Consider the following 18,130-nt stretch of genomic DNA (forward strand, 5'->3'; position numbering starts at 1 on the left):
TCTATTCCGCCGAAGCCGGTGACAAAAAACCAATCACCTTAGCGGCCAGCGACAACATATCAGGCAGGTTCATCGCGGTAAGCTCCTGCGCGGTGAGCGCGGGGTAGGTCATGCGGGGCAGCACCTTAATCAGGGCGTCGACTTCGGACTGCGCCACCGCTGCCAGACTGACGCCGCGCAGGGTACCGGCGTTCGGCTCAATCAGGGTGACTTTATCAATCGTCTGACCGGCGCGCTTAATCGGTTTGTCCAGGGTCACGACGTTCGGGTTTACGGTGTCAATTTCATTGCCAGCCGTATCAATAAATTCAGCGGTTTTACGTGGTGCTTTTGCCATGATGTTTTTCTCTGTTCTAAATGGGATTAATAACCGGCCAGCAGTGCTGACCGGTCAGGGAATTACAGCCCGATTGCGCGGCGGTGCTGTTCCAGACGGTCGACGCCGTTCACCTTCTCGACCATGTTGACGGTGTCGATTTCGATGACGTCGCTGCCATCAATCGTGAGGCGGTAGTAGGTGCAGACAGTCGACAGTTTGGTCGAGGTGTTTTCACCCTGCTTATTCTCGCCGCCGTCGATTTCTTTATGACGGCCACGCATGACCACCTCGACCGCCACGATTTCGCCGGTATCGTCGCGCTGGTAAGAACCGGCAAAACGCAGCGGCACAGCATCAGCACCCGGGGCGGCGTACTGCGCCCACAGCGCCACATCAGGCAGGCCACCGACAGACCATTCGACGGTGAGCGCATCATCGTCGAGGCCGAGGTCAATCGCTGCCGCGCCATTCATACCGCCGCCGCGATAGTTTTCGAGCTTGCGGGTCAGTTTCGGCAGTGTCACGGATTCAACAACACCCATGTAGCTGAGGCCGTCATTGAACATATTCAGATATTTGAGTTTACGGGGTAGTGCCATGTTATTTCAGGCTCCTTAGCTGTTGACCGATTCGGCCAGATTCACCAGATATTTATCGGTGATACGCTGGCGCAGGGTCAGGCTTTCCAGTGGCGGAACCGGTGTATAGTCGTAGTCGATATACAGTTTCCCGGCCTTGAGGGTTTCCTTGTCGTTCGATTCCTCATCGAACCAGCATTTACCCTCCACGATGTAGCCGTTTGATTTCAGCTCGCGGAATTTGGCGTTAATGCCGTCAACAATGTCACGAATGAGCGTGGCGGTAATGGGCTTGTCGACCGCCCACATGTGCGCCTCCGCCATCGTGTCGGCCAGTACCTGTGCGGTGCGGGTGTAGTTCTCAAACAGAAAAAGCGGGTCATCCGAGCAGGTGCGGTTACCCCAGAAGCGGAAACCGTCCTTGCGTACCAGCGTTGTAACCCCGGCCTCGTTGAGCAGGTCAGCATCGGTGCCGGATGCCTGCAAATCCCAGAACACTGAGGCGCTGATGCCGGTAACGCCCTGTACACCAACGTTAGACAGGGTTTTGTGCCAGCCGACTGCCTGGTCGATATAGGCGCGCAGGCCGAGTGCGCGCGCCGTGGCGTAAGCCGTTGCGGTGGTATTTTTGACGGTGTCCCACGCGAGGAAATCAGGCCAGATAACCATCAGCTCGCGCTGGCTGAAATTCTTACGATATTCCATCGCTTCGGAAATAGTCTTACAGCCCCATGCGCTGACGTAAGCAAATGCACGTAACTTAATGGCAGCCGACGCAAGCGCGACCGCGACCTCTTTAGTATCCAGCCCCGGCACCCCAAGAATACGCGGCTTGACGCCGGTGACGGCCTGAGCAGTCAGGAGAGCCTTGATACCGGTGTATTTACCGTTCTCATCCGTACCTCCGATAATGTTGGAAACAGTCTGTGCGAGCGCAGCTTCCTCGTCATCTCCGGTTCCATCTTCAACGCGTACAACAACAGTGACGGGTTTTGACTGGTCTGCAATGGCCTGCAGTGATGCAGCCAGCGTGCCTTTTTTACCGGCTTTCGCAATGGCACTTTGCACATTGGTAATCAGTACCGGTTCATTGAGGGGAAATAGCGTGGCATCTGCATCGCTGGCTGTACAAACCATGCCGACGACCGCAGTCGCTACTGTGGAAATAACACGCGTACCGTCATTAACTTCGATGACCTGCGTGCCGTGGTGAAAATCACTCATCCGGTTAACTCCGTGGTTAAGGGGTGAGTATATTTTCAGGTCAGTACACAAGAGGGGGCTATTTGTACCGGCTGTCAGGTTGATGGCACAACGACAGGAAAAAGAAAAGGCGGGTAATAAACCCACCTGAATATTTAGCGTGGTATATCCGGCCAGTCAGGCGCAGATGTATCCACCCTGTTTACCATTACGCTGTAGAGTTCCCATGCTTCCAGCCGTTTAAACTCTTCATCTGTGGCAATTTTTAGTTTTACTGCCCGCGCCAGCGGTGCAATGGCTGATTCAGCCTCAGCAAGGCGGCGAACTTTTTCAGCCTCCGCCTTTTTACGCAGCTCTTCCGGCGAATAAACCCGTTGAACGACTTTACCGTCTTTAAACTGCCAGCCGCCTGAAATATCAGCGAGACGGTTTTCATCCGTATCAGGTAGCTCCGCCACGCTCTGGCCAGCAGGCCATAAACCGGAAATATCGCGCGTGATACACGTAATAACATCGTTATCGTCGTAGGTAATTTTCAGCGTGTCTTCTGAAAATAATTGCTGGCATGCATACCAGTCCTGACCATCCTCTGATTGTAGATGCGCCGCACCGGCGAATAATGTATCGTCTGGTTCCGGTGTATACGGAATGAAATTTTTAATATTTAAAAACTGCTTGTTCTTTTTATTTTTTGCCGCTGTCATAATTATTCCTTCTTATACACTTGGGGCTGTCACCCACGTATCACCAACCAGATACTGAATGGGACGGTAATAAACCTTGTCATCACCACCTTCCATTTCCCAGCTACCGTCAGTATGGAACCCCGTCACCACCTGTCCGCCGCCAAGCTGAAAATCACGCCACAGACCGCCAGAAAGCGCCACGGGGCCAAGTCTGACCGCTTTTACTACATTGTTGTGAATCCATGTACTTAACCAGCCATTTCCCCATAACGAACCAAAGATATCACCGTTATTCTGATAAATAGCGCCACCTATATTTAACGCGTTACAGTAGACGATACCGTTAACAGTAAATGAAATACTTCCGTCCGTATTTCGTTGACTGTATAAATGCCATCCCTGTTCATCGCTCAGCTCAATGACTGTTGGACGTTCTCCACCTCCCCACAGACTTAAACCAGCATTCAGTGCAGAATTGTTACCACTCGATAACGTCAGTGTTTTTCCGTTGCCGGTGCGCACGACACCAGTAGCGCGCATATCTGCCAGCATGTGCAGCCCGGAATTGTCGATATAACCGACCTGGGCACTATTGGCATAAATACCCAGAACGCCGTCACTGTGCCACTTAAACCCTGTATCGTTATCGCCGAATACAATCGAATTACCGCCCAGTGCATTGTCAGTACCAATACCCAGTGGGCCGTTAAGCCGCCCCCCGGTAATCGGCAATGCACCCACATCACTGGCTGAAGGTTTATTTACGGTGTTGTAGTCAATAACCCACTGGCGGCTGGTATTCGGTTCCGTTCCCCAGTCCTGGCGCTTTGCGTTCGCGCCCATATGCGCGTAATAGTGCTGAAACCAGACTTCTCCAATTTTCTCAACAAACATATATCCGTAGCTGTACAGCTTGCTGCCATCCGGATAGGTCGGAAAATCAGCGACCGTATCAGAATTCGACACCGCCACCCGCCACCATCCTGGAGTATTAGCTGATGCCATCGTGCCGTTATCGGTAATCTGTCCAATGGCATCTGCGGAAATAGCCTTCACATCTGACGCCCACAGGGTGATATCCCCGGATAATGGATGCCCATTGACCTTACGGTCTGACGGGACGCGTCCGTTCGCATTATCCATAGCCGCTTTAACCGCTTTCGGCGTTGCGGCCAGCGTCTCAGACGTGCTGTCAGTGGCATTGCTGAGCTGGATAATCCCTTTACGCGCTGTAGTGGCGTCCTGAGCTGTATATTTCGCGTTAGCAAGGTCATATGCCACCTTGACCGCTTTCGGTGTCGCGGCAAGCGTCTCAGACACACTGTCAGTGGCATTGCTGAGTTGCACAATGCCTTTACGCGTTGTGGTGGCGTCCTGAGCTGTATATTTCGCATTAGCAAGGTCATACGCTGTCTTGACAGCTTTCGGCGTCGCTGCGAGCGTTTCAGACTCGCTGTCTGTCGCGTTACTGAGCTGAGTAAACCCTTTTTCTTTAAGAGTGGCATCAGGATGACGACGGGATTTTTCATGTTCGGCGAGCCTGTCGTCGACATAATCCTGCGTCGCCATCACCATCGTTGAGTCAATGGACAGCGCCACAGACTCGACACTGCTGACAATAATGACCATGCGGCATGTCTGCGCACGCCCTGAGCCCTCAGCCAGTTCTGGCTTGTAGCTTTCGGCCATATTGGCAACAGCAATCAGCGTCCCTTCATCGTCGTAAAGGCCAAGCTCACGCATCCAGAAGCCGCCCACCTCCGGCGGAATAACCAGCTCGGCCACAATGTAATTACTGTACCGGTTGTCCTGGCTGATTTTATTCAGAGTGTGACGCCAGACCTCATTAACAAGCTGCGTCTGACCGGCATCAGGCACCGGCAGTTTTCCACCGCCGTCACCAACAGCCATAACGTTAAGATTTATTTTCTTACCGCCCGGCATGGTGGCCGCAGCAAGCTTAGCGGCTCCGGCAGTGGTGATAACGGTTTTAAATTTCGTGCTCATTATTCCTCACTTATCCCGGGTAAACCGTAATAATATCGCCATCGCAGGACACGCCGCCGGTATACAAATAACCGGGAATGTCCTGGACAATATTCAGGCCAGTCAGATGACGACTGGCTGGTTTTGCATCCGCAATCAGTCGTTCCATTTCGAAATACATTTCCTCGGTAATGCCACTTTCAAGCACCCCGATATCAAGCCGGAATGTGCCGGGCGGGTCGCTGCTTTCCCACCATTCCGTTACATTGATGACATAGCCGAGAGGCTCCACTACCCGACGGATTGCGCCGATAGTCCCCTTGTGGCAGTGAATGAAATATGCATCACGGATAACGGCACGTTTTGTTCCCTCCGGCCAGTTCTCATCCCACCGGTCGACAGAAAACGCCCACGCCAGCCACGGCAGCAAATTTTCCGGACAGGTGTCAGGGTTCCACAACGCGCGGATGTTGACCGGCGTTCTTTCAATCTCGGCACATGCCCTTGCGGCGGCAACCTCCAGTGGCGATGAGCCTACCGGCAGCAATCGTGAGTCATTCATCAGAGCCCCCGATTACAAGGCTGTAGTCAGTGCAAAAGGACGCCTGTGTGTTATCGAGAACAATATCCGCGACCGGTGCCGCCAGCTCCACCCGCTGAACACCCTCAACATGCAGGGCGGCATAAATCGCTGATTTACGGATATCGCGCCCGAGGCGGTGCTGCGCGCTGATATAGGCTTTCAGCTTTGCCTCAGCCGCCGCCCTGATGGGTTCACTTTCCGGGCCGGGATAAAGATAAAGCGTGGCGTTAATCTGGTAGTTAACAATTTCGGCTGACTGTACCGTCACCCGGTCAGCGACCGGCCTGACATCTTCTGCGTTCAGGGCATTGCGCACAATTGCAAGCAGTTCCTCAGATGCGACGCCGTTGTTTTCACGAGACAACACGGAAATCGTCACACAGGCTGGCGACGGGCTGATAACTGAAATATCGCCGACGCGCCCGTCAGCACTACGGCCATGATACTGGTACGACCCGACAGACCCCGCCACGCTCAGTCCCTCAAAAGCCTGCTGTATACGCAGACGATAATCGGCGTCGAGTTCCATTTCTGCCGGGGTGGGTGGAATGGTGGTGTCATCAGCAGGCGTGACGACAAGGCGCTCAACACTGAAATTCGCCCCGATATTATCGAGGTCACTGCCTATGGCATAAGCCAGCATCACTGCGCGTGCAGCTTCATTGACACGCTGACGCCAGATAACCTCGCGGTAGGCGTTTTCCTGCAGCAATTTAACAATTGGCTCAGACTCAAGTGCGAGCGTCCGGGCGACGGCTTCCTGCTGGTCTTCCGGATAGAGCGAAATCAGCGTTGCAATGCGCTCCGCAAGGATAGTTTCATAGTCCAGTTCCTCGACCACATCAGGAACAGGTAGCAGACTCAGGTCAACAGTTGCCATAGTGGTTTAACTCAGTGAAACAGTGGTTGAAACTGACGCACCAGTATCGGTACGCATCCCGGTAATATCGACATACATTTCGCCAGTGTCTCCTCGCTCAAAGCTGATGGAGGTAAGCCTGATGCGTGGCTCCCACTTCTGGATCGCGGAATAGCATGCCACCATGATTTGCAGCCTAAGCGCCGGGTTTTGCGGCATATCAATCAACGCAGACAGGAGCGAGCCATATTCACGACGCATTACCCGCGAGCCGACCGGCGTCAGCAGAATGTCGCGCATGCTCTGGCTGATATGTTCACTGTCACTGATACCGAGGCCGGTATTGCGGTTCATCCCCATATAACGCGCCGTCATCTGGTGTCCTCCGTCCAGCTCCCGCCCCGTTGCACGCCGCCGTGACCGTGGTCATCGACCTGTACGCCGTTTGATTTAAACGTACCGCCGGTATGTTCAATGTTTCCACGCATGGTGCCTCCTTTCTGCACCTCAAGCGTGGCCGTCGTCAGTTTGTTGGTGCATACCACCTCCGGGGTGTCGAGGGTGATACGTTCTGCCGCTTTTACCAGTACCACCGGCACGGTGGCGGTAATGGACTCCGATGCCGTCACATCGGCAGTCTTGATGCCGCTGACCGTCAGTGCACCGGTTTCCGGCTCATACTCCATAACAGCGCCGTCGGGGAACACCACATGCCACGCATCCGCCGAGGCTGACGGGGCAGGGTTATCGTCGGAGAAAATCCCCGGCAGCACGAAAGCAGTATCAAGCTCGCCACCAATTGCCAGCAGCAGCACCTGCTCACCGACCGAGGGAGCCCACCATGTCCGCGAACGACCGGCGCGGGTGGTCAGCCAGTTCAGCCATGCAGTCTGGATCCCGCCGCTTTGTACGCGGCACAGCCCCTGCGCGGTATCGACCTCAGTCACCACACCTGAGCGGATGAGGTTGCGAATCGCGCGCGCGAGCTCCTGTATTGTGGATAACGTATTCATAGTGCAAGGATGCCTCTGGTCTGGAGTCGCGCCAATTCGCACGGCTCCGGTGGTGGTTCACACAATATTTATTTACCGAGATGCCTGATAATGATGTCTTCAATCATCTGCTCATCGTCGCGGGTGAAACCGAGCAACGGGCGCGCCGCGTACTGCACATCCCGGCTGTGACGATTTGGCCGGTCTTTGAGGCCATACTGATGCACCCGCGCCATGCGCTGTACCCTGCCGGTAAATTCCACCACCGCCTCACTGTCGCTGCCTTTGGCTTTCATAAAGCGGTTAGTGCGCAGTCTGGCGAACATTTCGCGCCTGATACGGCCTTTCTTACTTCGCACCGGCTGGCGCTTTCGGGCGGCATACGGGGTGCCGTCGGGTGCCTGCTGTCGCCTGATGCGCTGCTGCTGACTGGCGCGCAGTTTTTTTGCAATGTCAGCCGCCATTTGACGACGCGCCGCCGGTGACAGGCTGGCAATCAGACCGGCAATGCGTTCCTGCAGCGCGGTTAACTCACTCATCCCACTTACTCACCAGCTCGCCGTTAACGTACAGCTCGACCGGGCGCGTCACTGGCTCAGGCAGCGGTGGCTCAGGGGCATAGCTGACATGCAATGCGCCGTCGACCTCTTTGACGAGCGTGCGCTCGGTGAGTCTCAGGCTGATACTGATATCGAGCGAATCGTCGTTATTGATATCAATCATCCATGTGAATCCTTTCTCCCGCCCGTCGTCGGTGGTCATAATGTCCGGCTGATGCTCACGCAGCCATGCCTGTACCGGCACAAATATCAAATCGAGGTCGCCGGTAAAGTCAGTCACCACCACGTTAAGCACGTACACCTTTTCAAACGACAGCGAGCTCTCCAGTCGGGAATCCGTATGCCCGTTATCAGCGAACAGGCGCAGCATATCGGGGTTGTTTCGGAGCTGCGGCACGGCGTTAATCAGTGCCTTGCGCAGGCTTTTGTGCTTCTGCATCGAGTTCATCCTGACAGTGTTTGACGGTTTTGACCTGCAGCGCGCAGGCGGTCAGCGCGCCCTCAAGGCGGCGGATATCCGCGCTCAGGTCACCATTAGTTTTCGGATCACTTCCCGGCATCGGGCAAAGGCTCACCCTCGGGCATCCGCTGACCACAATCACCGGCGCTGGCGCAGGCGGCGCGGGTGTGCAGCCTGCGCACAGCATCAGGCAGAGGAGCGTTATACCAGCGGCGAAAGGCTTCATTTTCATCAAGTAACCTCGTTATCGTCTGCTCGCGGCGGTTTGCTTCTGCGCCTGCCTTTGCGAGCTGTTCGCGCAGTGCCACCTGCGCGGATTCATTACGTCGGGCGAGCTGGCCAGCGACACTGAGCTGATTTTTCAGCATGCCAATCGTCGCCTTTTGCTCGCTCGCAACGCGGTTTGCCGTCTCAAAGGAGCGGGATAAATTGCCATTCTCATGGCGCAACCACATCAGACCGAGCACGGCCAGCACAAACAGCGTTATCAGGACTTTCATGCCACCACCCCGCCAGCCGTGCGCCAGACGGTAACCAGCTTTTCGAGACTGTGCTCGCGCTGGCCGTAACCGGCACCCGGCAATGACGCCCAGATATTCCGGCAACGGGAAACAGCACGCTCAATACGCCCCGCCCGGATATCGTCAATAGCACCGCGCTCCCGGATTAACTGGATCGCGAGCTTGTCCTGCGACAGTGGGCTGAAATCAGGCAATGCGAGCTGTTTTTTATAGTGCGGCCAGAACATATAAAGCTGCTGGTAACGCCCCGATGCCGTGGATTTCTCGCCACGGCGATTAAACACTTTCGCGGGTCGGCCATGTGCGAAAGGGTGGTCGCTGTAATCGGTGAAAATCTCTGGCCTGCCATCAAGGCCGGTAACAATGACGTCGTAGCCACGGTTTTTCGTCAGCGGATGGTTCGCCGTTCCTTCGGAATACGCCAGCATGTCCAGAAAGGCGGCGATATTCTGGTGAGTATTAATGACCGGCATCGCCTTCCCCCTTCTGTGACTTAAAGCGGCGCTGAATGGCGATTTCCACCACCTGATAACCGGCAATACCGAGCATGGATCCAATACCGCACACAGCGGGCAGTGACATATCAGGAAACTGCACCAGAACAACACCGGCGACCATTGAGACAAAACCGCCGAGCAACATGCGCCCGATAAACAAACGCGGGGTGATGGGTTCACCGCCTGCCAGCACTTTTCCGACCACAATCAGTGCCCCAATCACAAACAGTGACAGGACGCCTTTTTCCCCTTCTGTCATGGTTTACTCCCAAAGATTGATAGTTTCAGTTACGGGTGAATACGGCACATCGGGCAGGTCAATTGCCGTGCCATGCGGCAGAATGACGCCCAGCTCAGACAGGCCGGGATTAGCCTGCAGCACCGTTTCAACAACGCCCTCAGTGCGCCCGTAATACCTGGCGCAAATCACGTCGAGGGTGTCGCCCTGCATCGACCTGACCTTCATCAGAGCTGGCCCACGATGCAGCGCGGTTTGTCCTGCAGACGCGCGACCGACCAGCGCATATCCCGCCACAGGTCATCAATGGTGGTTTCGACGCTGTCGGCTTTTTTGTCACCCTTGCCGGTGGCTTCAACACCGCGATAGCGCTCATACAGGGTGGCGGTTGCCATCGCCGTTACGGCGCTCAGATAGTGGAAAATACGCACATTCTCGCCGTCGATTTCCTCAGCAGGCACGTCGGCCAGATGCTTAAACCCGGCGGCAGTCTGGCGCAGCCGGTAGTCGTAAAGCTCCGCATTGGTTTCCGCCATGCCGGTTCTGATGGCATGGCGCAGGCGCGCATCGGAAACCGTCTGCTCAAGCCGCATCAGCTCGCGCACGCGCTTCGGATCCACATCAGGGAAAAAGAACGTGTTTTTAATTACTGCATCGCCCGTCTCCGGTACGGGAATCACCACGCCCGGTACGTCCTGCGGTTCGTCGGGCTGGTTCAGAATCACTGTCGTCATGACAACCTCATCAGGTTGGGCGGTGGACGCCGGTCGCTGTCAGGGTCAAAACCCGCTTTGACCGGCGTGCCGCCCGGCTCGGGGAGCGTTCAGTTAACCGGCGGTTTTTACCGCCTTTGATGGACGCCCGCGCTTTGCTGCCGGTCTGGCGACAGGTTTGCGCGTGCGCGGTTTAGTCGTTTTACGAGGTGGTGCCTCCGCTTTTGGCTTCAGTGCGCGTTCCAGCCGCTCAATCTCCTTGCGCACACCGGCATTGCGGTCGAGCTGCATCGCGCGCTGAAACTGCGCCAGCGCCTCTGCATTCATACCGGCATCACGCAGGGTCAGGCCTGTCACCTTATGCAGACGGGCGCGCACCATATCGGGAACGTCAGCACCGTCGGTCAGGTCGATAGTGGTCTGCAGCCAGGAAAGGTCGACAGACTCACCGGCATCGCGCAGACGCTGCGCGGCAAGCGCCACTTCTTCAACCAGCATGTAAGGTGTTGTGCGGCGATGGTCAGAGGTGAGGCCGTATTTCAGTGCGTAGGGGGCAATTTCCAGAGCGCCAGCGATATCACCGGCATCGAGACGCCACAGCATGACGGTCATAACAATGTCATCCTGCGCACCACGACCATCAGCCAGCACACCGGCGACCCACGGCGCATAGAACGGCAGCAGCTCGCGCTTTTTCTCGGCTTTACGTTCGTTTGAACGGATGTTTTTTAACGTGCGGCGGTCATCGGCCAGCTTAACCAGCATCTGCTCATAGGCGGTTGCATGGCGCAGCGGGGCTTGCTCCCGCTGCGCGGCTTGAGAGGCCGAGACCCGCATCATGTGACGCTGTGCGGGGCTCGTCATGGTTTAGGCTCCGCTTTCCGGTGCTGCAGGTGCGGTGAAATCGCCCAGGGTGATGTTTTCCAGCAGGCACCCGGCGGCATACGCCTCGACCACATAGTCGATATTCATCGACTCGTAGTTTTCAACGCGGTCTTTTTTCGGGTTTTCATCAATGCTGCGGCGGTGGCTCTCATCCATGAAATAGATAGAGAGGTTTTCCAGAGTAGTTACCAGTACGGCATTCGCCGGGAAGTACGGCACGCGCACAGCAGGCAGGTTGCCGATTCGCTTCTGGCTGATGATGATATCTGCCGCGAGCGCCTCGCTGTTTTCCTGCGGCTTGTTCACCAGCGGGAAATATTTGTCGGCCAGCAGCTTACGGCCAACGATGGCAACGAGTTTCGGGTCATCCTGATAAACCTCGTCAATCAGGTTGTTGGTGGCATCCATCACCAGCGCGTCGAGGTTCTCATAGTCACCGTTTCGACCAACGCGAATCACTGCCGAAACGACCTTACCGTCAGTATCGGTGATATTGCTCATCACACGTGTCGGGGCTTCATTGCGGTATTTCTGCAGCCAGCCGACGGCCACATCCTGCAGCATCGGATTTTTGGTACGGTCAGAGGTGGCGGCGCGGGTGGTACCGTTAAAACCAGCCATGATGAAATCGAGCGCCTGACGCTTGACAATGGCGTCGCGGATACGGCGCTGGAAGTCCTGAAAACGCGCCCACAGGTCGAGGGTTTTATATTTCAGGTGGAAGTCAAAGTTAATCTGGTCGCACTCGTACTTGTTGGATTCAAGCGCGGTGAAGTCTGCGGTCTTACGCTCATCATCGCCCGAGGTATCAGTCGTGCTGGCGATAGTACCGGTCACACCGACGCCGATTTTCTCACCCTTCATTTCTGCGACCGGCAGAATATTAATCGTCTGCAGAAACGCGGATGACTCCTGCACTTTGTTCATCAGCGTTTGCGTGACGGACGGCTCGACGGTGAATTTTTTACTGACATCATCAGTGCTGATGCCGTTCAGCTCAGCGACGCGGGTCAGATAGGCATTAAACTTAAAACGGGTTTCCGGGCGCATAGTCTTTCCTGTTTGAATTTATCGGTTAGTCACTGCATCGGGCGGGGTTGCCGCCCGGTTTCTGTTCTGCGGTTTATCAGCAGTCGGTCAGCAGCTCATCGCCACCGCCGCCGCTGGCTTTCGTGCGTCGCGGCTGGCTGAAACTTTCGGTTTTATCGAGGGTGGTTTTCAGGGCGGAAAATGCCTGGCTGGTTTCTTCAACCTTGCCGGTCAGCTCCTGTTTAAAGGTGGCTAGCACGGTTTCCATATCGGAAAGACGCTTATCCTGCGCAGTGAGGTTGGTCTGCACATGCTCGCTGACGGCGGTCACCGCCTCATGCACATCATTCATGCGCGCATCGTCGCTGACCTGCTTACGGCTGAAAATGGCTTTCACTTTGTCAGTCAGGGCGGTAAATACCGTTTCCGGTTGGTCTTCAAACTCCAGCTCGGCAAGCGTTGCCGCTGAAATCAGGTTTTCAGGGTTAGCCTTAAAGCGGTTAAGCGGGTTGTGTTTTGCATTGCGACAGAATTCGAGGTATTCGGTGCCGAGGCTTGCCGGGTCATCGGTCACAGCCAGACCAACGAGATAGCATTTGCCGGTATTGGCAAAATTCGGCTGAATTTCCATTGAGGTGTAGACCTTCTGCGCGGCTTTATTCATCGCAATAAGGTCATCGGTCGGGGTGATTTTAGCGAACAACGCCCATTTGCCGTTAAGCGCAGAATCGTCGTCAATTTTCTCGGCTTTCAGCTCGACCACATCGCCATAACGCTTGAATATGCCATCAGGCAGCAGGCCGCGCAGGTGTTCAAGGTTGATACGGCAACCGTAGACGCGCTGGTCATAGGTTTCGGCCATTTCCTGAATATCACTGGCGCTGATAATGCGCCCGTCGCAGGTATCACCCTCGACGCCGATGCGAAAGAATTTTGAGACTTTTTTTGCCATTGTCAGGAGTCCTGAGGTTAGGGTTACTGGTCAACGCCAGTTTCCAGACTCAGGGCACGCCAGACCACTAACGACGGCTGGACAATCGCCCACACAACAGCACCTTAGCGAATCACTGACGGCCATTAAGTAGCCTTGCCCTGAATCCACTACGGCGAGGCATCAATGACCATTTCCACCGATACAACCTTGTTGCATGACCCGCGACGACAGGCATCGCTGCTTTACTGGCAGGGCTTTTCCGTGCCACAGATTGCCGAAATGCTGCAGGTCAAGCGCCCGACCGTGCAGAGCTGGAAACAGCGCGACGGCTGGGACGGCATCGCACCGATTTCCCGTGTCGAAAGCAGCCTTGAGGCCAGGCTGATTCAGCTCATCGCCAAGCCGCAAAAGTCAGGCGGTGACTTTAAAGAGATTGACCTGCTTGGGCGGCAGATTGAGCGACTGGCGCGCGTTAACCGCTACAGCCAGACCGGCAACGAGGCCGACCTTAACCCCAACGTTGCCAACCGTAACAAGGGGGAACGTAAGAGGCCGAAAAAGAACTTTTTCAGCGATGAGGCTGTCGCAAAGCTGGAAGAAATTTTCTTCGACCAGTCTTTCGAATACCAGTTGCAGTGGTACCGGGCAGGACTGGCGCACCGTATTCGCGATATTCTCAAATCCCGCCAGATTGGCGCGACGTTCTACTTTTCCCGCGAGGCACTGCTGCGCGCGCTCAAGACCGGCCATAACCAGATTTTTCTGTCGGCCAGTAAAACTCAGGCTTACGTGTTCCGGGAATACATCATCCAGTTTGCGCGACTGGTTGACGTCGACCTGACCGGCGACCCGATTGTCATCGGCAACAACGGCGCAAAGCTGATTTTTCTCGGCACCAATTCCAACACCGCACAGAGCCATAACGGCGACCTGTATGTCGATGAAATATTCTGGATCCCGAATTTTCAGAAGCTGCGCAAAGTCGCATCGGGCATGGCCTCGCAAAAGCATCTGCGCTCAACTTACTTTTCGACACCTTCCACGCTGGCGCACGGCGCTTACCCCTTCTGGTCTGGCGAGCTGTTCAACAAGGGGCGCGCCAGTGCCGCTGACCGCATCGAAATCGACATCAGTCACAGCGCGCTCGCCGGTGGGCTTCTTTGCGCTGACGGACAGTGGCGGCAGATTGTCACTATTGAGGACGCCCTTGCCGGTGGCTGCACCCTGTTCGACCTCGACCAGCTCAGACGCGAAAACAGTGATGAGGACTTTAAGAACCTGTTTATGTGCGAGTTTGTCGACGATAAGGCATCGGTATTCCCGTTCGAGGAGCTGCAGCGCTGCATGGTCGACGTGATGGAAACATGGGAGGACTTCGCCCCGTTCGCCGACCATCCATTCGGCTCGCGCCCGGTCTGGATTGGCTACGACCCGTCCCACACCGGCGACAGTGCCGGATGTGTCGTACTCGCGCCGCCGGTGGTTTCGGGTGGCAAGTTTCGCATGCTGGAGCGTCACCAGTGGAAAGGCATGGACTTTGCCGCGCAGGCAGAAGGCATCCGCAGGCTCACTGAGAAATACAACGTCGAATACATCGGCATTGACGCGACCGGCCTCGGTCTCGGCGTATTCCAGTTGGTGCGCTCATTCTACCCGGCGGCTCGCGGTATCCGTTACACGCCAGAAATGAAAACCGCAATGGTGCTCAAGGCGAAAGACACGATTCGCCGTGGCTGTCTGGAGTACGACGCCGGTGCAACTGACGTCACACAGTCGTTTATGTCCATCCGCAAAACCATGACCAGCAGCGGGCGCAGCGCCACCTATGAGGCCAGTCGCACCGAGGAGGCCAGTCACGCTGATATCGCATGGGCCACCATGCACGCCCTGTTAAACGAACCGCTTTCTGCCGGTAGCGGCATGCAGCCTAAATCTATTCTGGAGTTCAACTAATGGGTAAGCAAAAATCCCGTAAAGCCGCCGCGCAGAAAGCCCGCGCACCACAGCAACTAAAAGCCAGCGCACCGCAAAAAATGGAGGCGTTCACCTTCGGTGAGCCGGTGCCGGTGCTCGATAAGCGCGACATTCTGGATTACGTCGAGTGCATCAGTAACGGCAAATGGTACGAGCCGCCGGTCAGCTTCTCCGGGCTGGCAAAAAGCCTGCGCTCTGCAGTGCATCACAGTTCACCGATTTACGTTAAACGCAACGTGCTCGCGAGCACCTACATTCCGCACCCGCTGCTGTCCCGTCAGGATTTCAGCCGCTTTGCACTCGACTATCTGGTATTCGGTAACGCCTTTCTTGAGCAGCGCCACAGCGTCACCGGCCAGTTAATCAAACTGCTGACTTCACCGGCAAAATACACCCGACGCGGGGTCGATGATTCGGTTTTCTGGTTTGTGGAAAACTTCACTCAGCCGCATGAATTCGCACCCGATACCGTGTTCCACCTGCTGGAGCCTGATATTAATCAGGAGATTTACGGCCTGCCTGAATATCTCAGCGCACTTAATTCCGCCTGGCTGAATGAATCCGCAACGCTGTTCCGCCGCAAGTATTACCAGAACGGCGCGCACGCAGGTTACATCATGTATGTGACTGACCCGGCGCAAAGCGCGACTGACGTCGAATCGCTGCGCGATGCAATGCGTAACTCTAAAGGGCTCGGCAACTTTAAAAACCTGTTTTTCTACTCACCGAACGGGAAACCGGACGGCATAAAAATCGTGCCATTGAGCGAAGTCGCCACAAAGGATGACTTTTTTAACATCAAGAAAGCCAGCGCTGCCGACCTGATGGATGCGCACCGCGTACCGTTCCAGCTCATGGGCGGCAAGCCTGAGAATATTGGCTCAATGGGTGACGTTGAGAAGGTGGCAAAGGTCTTTGTGCGTAACGAGTTATCGCCGCTACAGGACAGGTTCAGGGAGGTAAACGACTGGCTCGGTATGGAGGTCATCAGGTTCAAAGAGTACACCCTCGACAACCCGGAATAATCCCCCCTCAAGCCGCCAGTATTGGCGGCTTTTTCATACCCCGCCACCATCACGCCTCAGACGCGCCACACGCGCACAACCACACCAGCCCACCAACGAACCGACAGCGACCACGAAAGCGCCATCACGACGCGCTCAGACGATAATTTTTAATATTACGCACCACCGCTGGCGCGCAATGCTTTCCCCGCCACGCCTGCCCGCTTTATGGGTCGGTTTTAATGCAGTTGCATGACCATTCTGGATCCGCGCCAGCTCTGGCGGCGCAGGGCCAGAACGGGCAAGCCTGAAGCATGCAAAACCATGCACCTGTTGCATGCACAGCTTATTTATTGATAAATCACCTTAAATTCACAAAAATCACGGACATTAGCTATTTCCAAACATGATATCCTCTCGATAATTATCGAGCCTATTTTTGAACGGAGAAAGATATGCAAGGTGAAGTTGACGAACAGCAACCCGATGAGATTGGATCTGAGTTTGGATACTATCCAGTAGAAGTTAACATTGAGTCTGAAAATTTTTCTTTACTTACTTTACCCGGCCTCGCTGAGAAAGTAGAGCGCGTTAACAATGACAAAAATGTTGTTAATGGCTGGATATACCCCGGAAACCAAGAGGTATATAACTTTAATGGCGGCATATCCATAATGCCTTATAGTTGCCGAGTATTCGGATTGCCAAAAACGCACATGCTAAAATTAAAAAATACATCCTCGCTAGAAACTATCAACTTTGTTGTGTGGTGTCTGTCTTTTTTCAGTGGAATGAGATTAACAACCACCGATGCTGGTTTTTTAGATGCAACCACTATCAAGCCTGCTAAGTTAACAGACTTTATTCTCGGCAGATGCTCTGAAAAAGCAATCATAGAATTGGCTCTCAATTACATATCTAGCGAGCAAAAAACTGAGAACTCACCAATAAAAATAGCGGCGGTGATGCACGCGCTATTTTTATCTCACAACCCACAATACCTTTCCTTTGAAAAATTCCAGTATCTTTATATGGCATTGGATGGTTGCTTTGCTTTAGCGTGGGCAGAAAAAAACAAGTGCTCTGAAAAAACGCTAAATCACTCCAGGCGGTTAAAGTGGCTGTGCGAAACTTATGGCATACCACGGCCTTCATGGGTCACAGGCAAAAAAAATATTACAACTATCCGCAATGATAATTTTCATGAGGCTATTTTCTATGGTCAACCGCTTTGTTTCTCCAGTGTTAATAGCGGTCAATATGGTGATGATATATTACGAGAAATGCAGGCTCTGGTATGTCGCCTACTAGCAGCATTACTCTCTGTAAATGATTGTACATATATCAAATCTAAGGTCGACTCGGTAGAGTACCATTCATTAAAACTAAATTAACACTAACGCCTCGCGTAGCTCGTTGTTCAACCCCGTCAGCACTGAAAGCGAGTTTCAGCGCCGACGGCGTTTGCTATGGTCTACGTGGTGGCGGTGCATAATGTGCCGGTCTGCTGATATTATCCAGTTTGCCATAGTTATCCCTGACGATTTCTGCACACCCGACCAACTCTGCTGGAGTCAGGTTTTCATTGACCATTATCGTCTGCAGACGATGAACGATAGCCATAAGTTTTATGCTTTTAGTTTTGTGCTGCGGAATTTCGCCCGGTAGTCGATGCATATTATCGCCCTCAATGAATTTTATTTAGTGTCCTCAAGACGCCACTATAAAATCCGATAAGGTAACGTCCCATTCATCACGGGTGTGTAACCAATAACACATCGAGAAACTTTGAAAGGTAGAACTAACGCCTCGCGGTGCGAGTTGTTCAACCCCGCCAGCACTGGAAGCAAGTTTCGGCGCCGGCGGCGTTTGTTAATGCAGCCAGCTATCGTCCTCCCATACCTGCTGCATGATTTCCATTACTCGTTTTTTATCTTCGTCCAGTTTCAAACCGCTTAGCTCAACGCCATTTGCGGAGCCTTTGCGAATGCGGATAGCAGTCTTTGGGTAAATAGGTTGAAGGTTGCGGTACAGTTCTGCCTCAAGTGCATCCAATGTTGCCTGACTAATTTTTTGTTCTTTATCCAACGTGATATTGATTCTCATAAT

25 protein-coding genes and 2 pseudogenes are annotated in these 18,130 nt (G+C 54.3%); 3 read left to right on the forward strand and 24 right to left on the reverse strand.

Translation table 11 applies throughout. The annotated features are described in order from the left end of the window. Position 1 precedes the first annotated feature (1 nt). The 22 genes and pseudogenes from ACLJTG_RS09500 to ACLJTG_RS09605 all read right to left on the reverse strand — a co-directional run bounded on the left by ACLJTG_RS09500 (position 2) and on the right by ACLJTG_RS09605 (position 13,061). On the reverse strand, positions 2-337 hold the full coding sequence (locus ACLJTG_RS09500; protein ID WP_001029726.1) for a phage tail assembly protein: 336 nt from the start codon (positions 335-337) through the stop codon (positions 2-4). Between the two features lie 62 nt (positions 338-399). Further along, positions 400-918 carry a phage major tail tube protein gene (locus ACLJTG_RS09505; protein ID WP_001207675.1) on the reverse strand — a complete coding sequence of 173 codons (519 nt, stop codon included), beginning with the start codon at positions 916-918 and terminating at the stop codon, positions 400-402. A 15-nt stretch (positions 919-933) separates the two neighbouring features. Then, positions 934-2,121: a phage tail sheath protein gene (locus ACLJTG_RS09510; protein ID WP_001279033.1), complete on the reverse strand. Its 1,188-nt coding sequence runs from the start codon at positions 2,119-2,121 to the stop codon at positions 934-936. Between the two features lie 134 nt (positions 2,122-2,255). Continuing rightward, a complete protein-coding gene (locus tag ACLJTG_RS09515) occupies positions 2,256-2,804 on the reverse strand; it encodes a tail fiber assembly protein (protein ID WP_020845008.1) in 549 nt (182 codons plus the stop codon). Positions 2,805-2,816: 12 nt separating this feature from the next. Continuing rightward, complete coding sequence (locus tag ACLJTG_RS09520; RefSeq protein ID WP_410958960.1) at positions 2,817-4,067, reverse strand: phage tail protein; 1,251 nt, start codon at positions 4,065-4,067, stop codon at positions 2,817-2,819. Further along, a pseudogene (locus ACLJTG_RS09525) lies at positions 4,068-4,136 on the reverse strand (tail fiber protein); the annotation flags it as partial. Positions 4,137-4,220: 84 nt separating this feature from the next. Then, a pseudogene (locus tag ACLJTG_RS09530) lies at positions 4,221-4,793 on the reverse strand (phage tail protein); the annotation flags it as partial. A gap of 10 nt (positions 4,794-4,803) precedes the next feature. Beyond that, positions 4,804-5,334, reverse strand: a complete 531-nt coding sequence (locus tag ACLJTG_RS09535; RefSeq protein WP_015973904.1) for a phage tail protein I — start codon at positions 5,332-5,334, stop codon at positions 4,804-4,806. Continuing rightward, a complete protein-coding gene (locus ACLJTG_RS09540; protein WP_020845005.1) occupies positions 5,327-6,235 on the reverse strand; it encodes a baseplate assembly protein in 909 nt (302 codons plus the stop codon). Before ACLJTG_RS09540 ends, ACLJTG_RS09535 begins: the two co-directional genes overlap by 8 nt. Before the next feature lie 6 nt (positions 6,236-6,241). After that, positions 6,242-6,589: a GPW/gp25 family protein gene (locus ACLJTG_RS09545; RefSeq protein ID WP_000127177.1), complete on the reverse strand. Its 348-nt coding sequence runs from the start codon at positions 6,587-6,589 to the stop codon at positions 6,242-6,244. Next, positions 6,586-7,227 carry a phage baseplate assembly protein V gene (locus ACLJTG_RS09550; RefSeq protein ID WP_020845004.1) on the reverse strand — a complete coding sequence of 214 codons (642 nt, stop codon included), beginning with the start codon at positions 7,225-7,227 and terminating at the stop codon, positions 6,586-6,588. The genes ACLJTG_RS09545 and ACLJTG_RS09550 overlap by 4 nt, the downstream gene beginning before the upstream one ends. Before the next feature lie 68 nt (positions 7,228-7,295). Continuing rightward, positions 7,296-7,745 carry a phage virion morphogenesis protein gene (locus ACLJTG_RS09555; RefSeq protein WP_410958951.1) on the reverse strand — a complete coding sequence of 150 codons (450 nt, stop codon included), beginning with the start codon at positions 7,743-7,745 and terminating at the stop codon, positions 7,296-7,298. Beyond that, positions 7,738-8,205, reverse strand: a complete 468-nt coding sequence (locus ACLJTG_RS09560; RefSeq protein ID WP_001169074.1) for a phage tail protein — start codon at positions 8,203-8,205, stop codon at positions 7,738-7,740. Before ACLJTG_RS09560 ends, ACLJTG_RS09555 begins: the two co-directional genes overlap by 8 nt. Further along, positions 8,168-8,413 carry an Rz1-like lysis system protein LysC gene (gene lysC / locus ACLJTG_RS09565; RefSeq protein WP_410958952.1) on the reverse strand — a complete coding sequence of 82 codons (246 nt, stop codon included), beginning with the start codon at positions 8,411-8,413 and terminating at the stop codon, positions 8,168-8,170. The genes ACLJTG_RS09560 and lysC overlap by 38 nt, the downstream gene beginning before the upstream one ends. After that, positions 8,313-8,726: an Rz-like lysis system protein LysB gene (gene lysB / locus ACLJTG_RS09570; protein WP_000866102.1), complete on the reverse strand. Its 414-nt coding sequence runs from the start codon at positions 8,724-8,726 to the stop codon at positions 8,313-8,315. The genes lysC and lysB overlap by 101 nt, the downstream gene beginning before the upstream one ends. Next, positions 8,723-9,220, reverse strand: a complete 498-nt coding sequence (locus ACLJTG_RS09575) for a glycoside hydrolase family 104 protein (RefSeq protein WP_001144116.1) — start codon at positions 9,218-9,220, stop codon at positions 8,723-8,725. Before ACLJTG_RS09575 ends, lysB begins: the two co-directional genes overlap by 4 nt. Then, positions 9,207-9,503, reverse strand: coding sequence for a phage holin family protein (locus tag ACLJTG_RS09580; RefSeq protein ID WP_000134659.1), 297 nt, complete (start codon positions 9,501-9,503; stop codon positions 9,207-9,209). Before ACLJTG_RS09580 ends, ACLJTG_RS09575 begins: the two co-directional genes overlap by 14 nt. 3 nt (positions 9,504-9,506) lie before the next feature. Beyond that, on the reverse strand, positions 9,507-9,710 hold the full coding sequence (locus tag ACLJTG_RS09585) for a tail protein X (protein WP_218506206.1): 204 nt from the start codon (positions 9,708-9,710) through the stop codon (positions 9,507-9,509). Beyond that, positions 9,710-10,216: a head completion/stabilization protein gene (locus ACLJTG_RS09590; protein WP_000214255.1), complete on the reverse strand. Its 507-nt coding sequence runs from the start codon at positions 10,214-10,216 to the stop codon at positions 9,710-9,712. The genes ACLJTG_RS09585 and ACLJTG_RS09590 overlap by 1 nt, the downstream gene beginning before the upstream one ends. Positions 10,217-10,309: 93 nt before the next feature. Beyond that, entirely contained in the window at positions 10,310-11,059 is a 750-nt protein-coding gene (locus ACLJTG_RS09595; RefSeq protein ID WP_062958174.1) for a terminase endonuclease subunit, read from the reverse strand. Between the two features lie 3 nt (positions 11,060-11,062). Next, on the reverse strand, positions 11,063-12,130 hold the full coding sequence (locus tag ACLJTG_RS09600; protein WP_001534863.1) for a phage major capsid protein, P2 family: 1,068 nt from the start codon (positions 12,128-12,130) through the stop codon (positions 11,063-11,065). Positions 12,131-12,206: 76 nt separating this feature from the next. Continuing rightward, the gene (locus ACLJTG_RS09605) at positions 12,207-13,061 is read right to left on the reverse strand and encodes a GPO family capsid scaffolding protein (RefSeq protein ID WP_410958953.1); all 855 of its coding nucleotides are present in this window, start codon (positions 13,059-13,061) and stop codon (positions 12,207-12,209) included. Between the two features lie 165 nt (positions 13,062-13,226). On the opposite strand from ACLJTG_RS09605, the gene ACLJTG_RS09610 reads away from it, so the two are divergent. From ACLJTG_RS09610 to ACLJTG_RS09620, 3 genes are all read left to right on the forward strand, one after another. Next, positions 13,227-14,996: a terminase ATPase subunit family protein gene (locus ACLJTG_RS09610; protein WP_000156056.1), complete on the forward strand. Its 1,770-nt coding sequence runs from the start codon at positions 13,227-13,229 to the stop codon at positions 14,994-14,996. Beyond that, positions 14,996-16,042 (forward strand): phage portal protein, encoded by a 1,047-nt coding sequence (locus ACLJTG_RS09615; RefSeq protein ID WP_000517958.1) that lies wholly within the window; start codon positions 14,996-14,998, stop codon positions 16,040-16,042. The genes ACLJTG_RS09610 and ACLJTG_RS09615 overlap by 1 nt, the downstream gene beginning before the upstream one ends. Before the next feature lie 434 nt (positions 16,043-16,476). Beyond that, positions 16,477-17,415, forward strand: a complete 939-nt coding sequence (locus tag ACLJTG_RS09620; protein WP_410958954.1) for a hypothetical protein — start codon at positions 16,477-16,479, stop codon at positions 17,413-17,415. A gap of 73 nt (positions 17,416-17,488) precedes the next feature. Here ACLJTG_RS09620 and ACLJTG_RS09625 read toward each other — a convergent pair whose 3' ends face one another. Together ACLJTG_RS09625 and ACLJTG_RS09630 are read right to left on the reverse strand one after the other, a co-directional pair. Further along, on the reverse strand, positions 17,489-17,698 hold the full coding sequence (locus ACLJTG_RS09625) for a hypothetical protein (protein WP_001749801.1): 210 nt from the start codon (positions 17,696-17,698) through the stop codon (positions 17,489-17,491). Between the two features lie 195 nt (positions 17,699-17,893). Then, complete coding sequence (locus tag ACLJTG_RS09630; RefSeq protein ID WP_001222154.1) at positions 17,894-18,127, reverse strand: DinI family protein; 234 nt, start codon at positions 18,125-18,127, stop codon at positions 17,894-17,896. Between the last annotated feature and the right edge of the window lie 3 nt (positions 18,128-18,130).

It is taken from the genome of Salmonella sp. SAL00672 (assembly GCF_046552175.1).
GTDB classification, from domain to species: Bacteria; Pseudomonadota; Gammaproteobacteria; order Enterobacterales; family Enterobacteriaceae; genus Salmonella; species Salmonella enterica.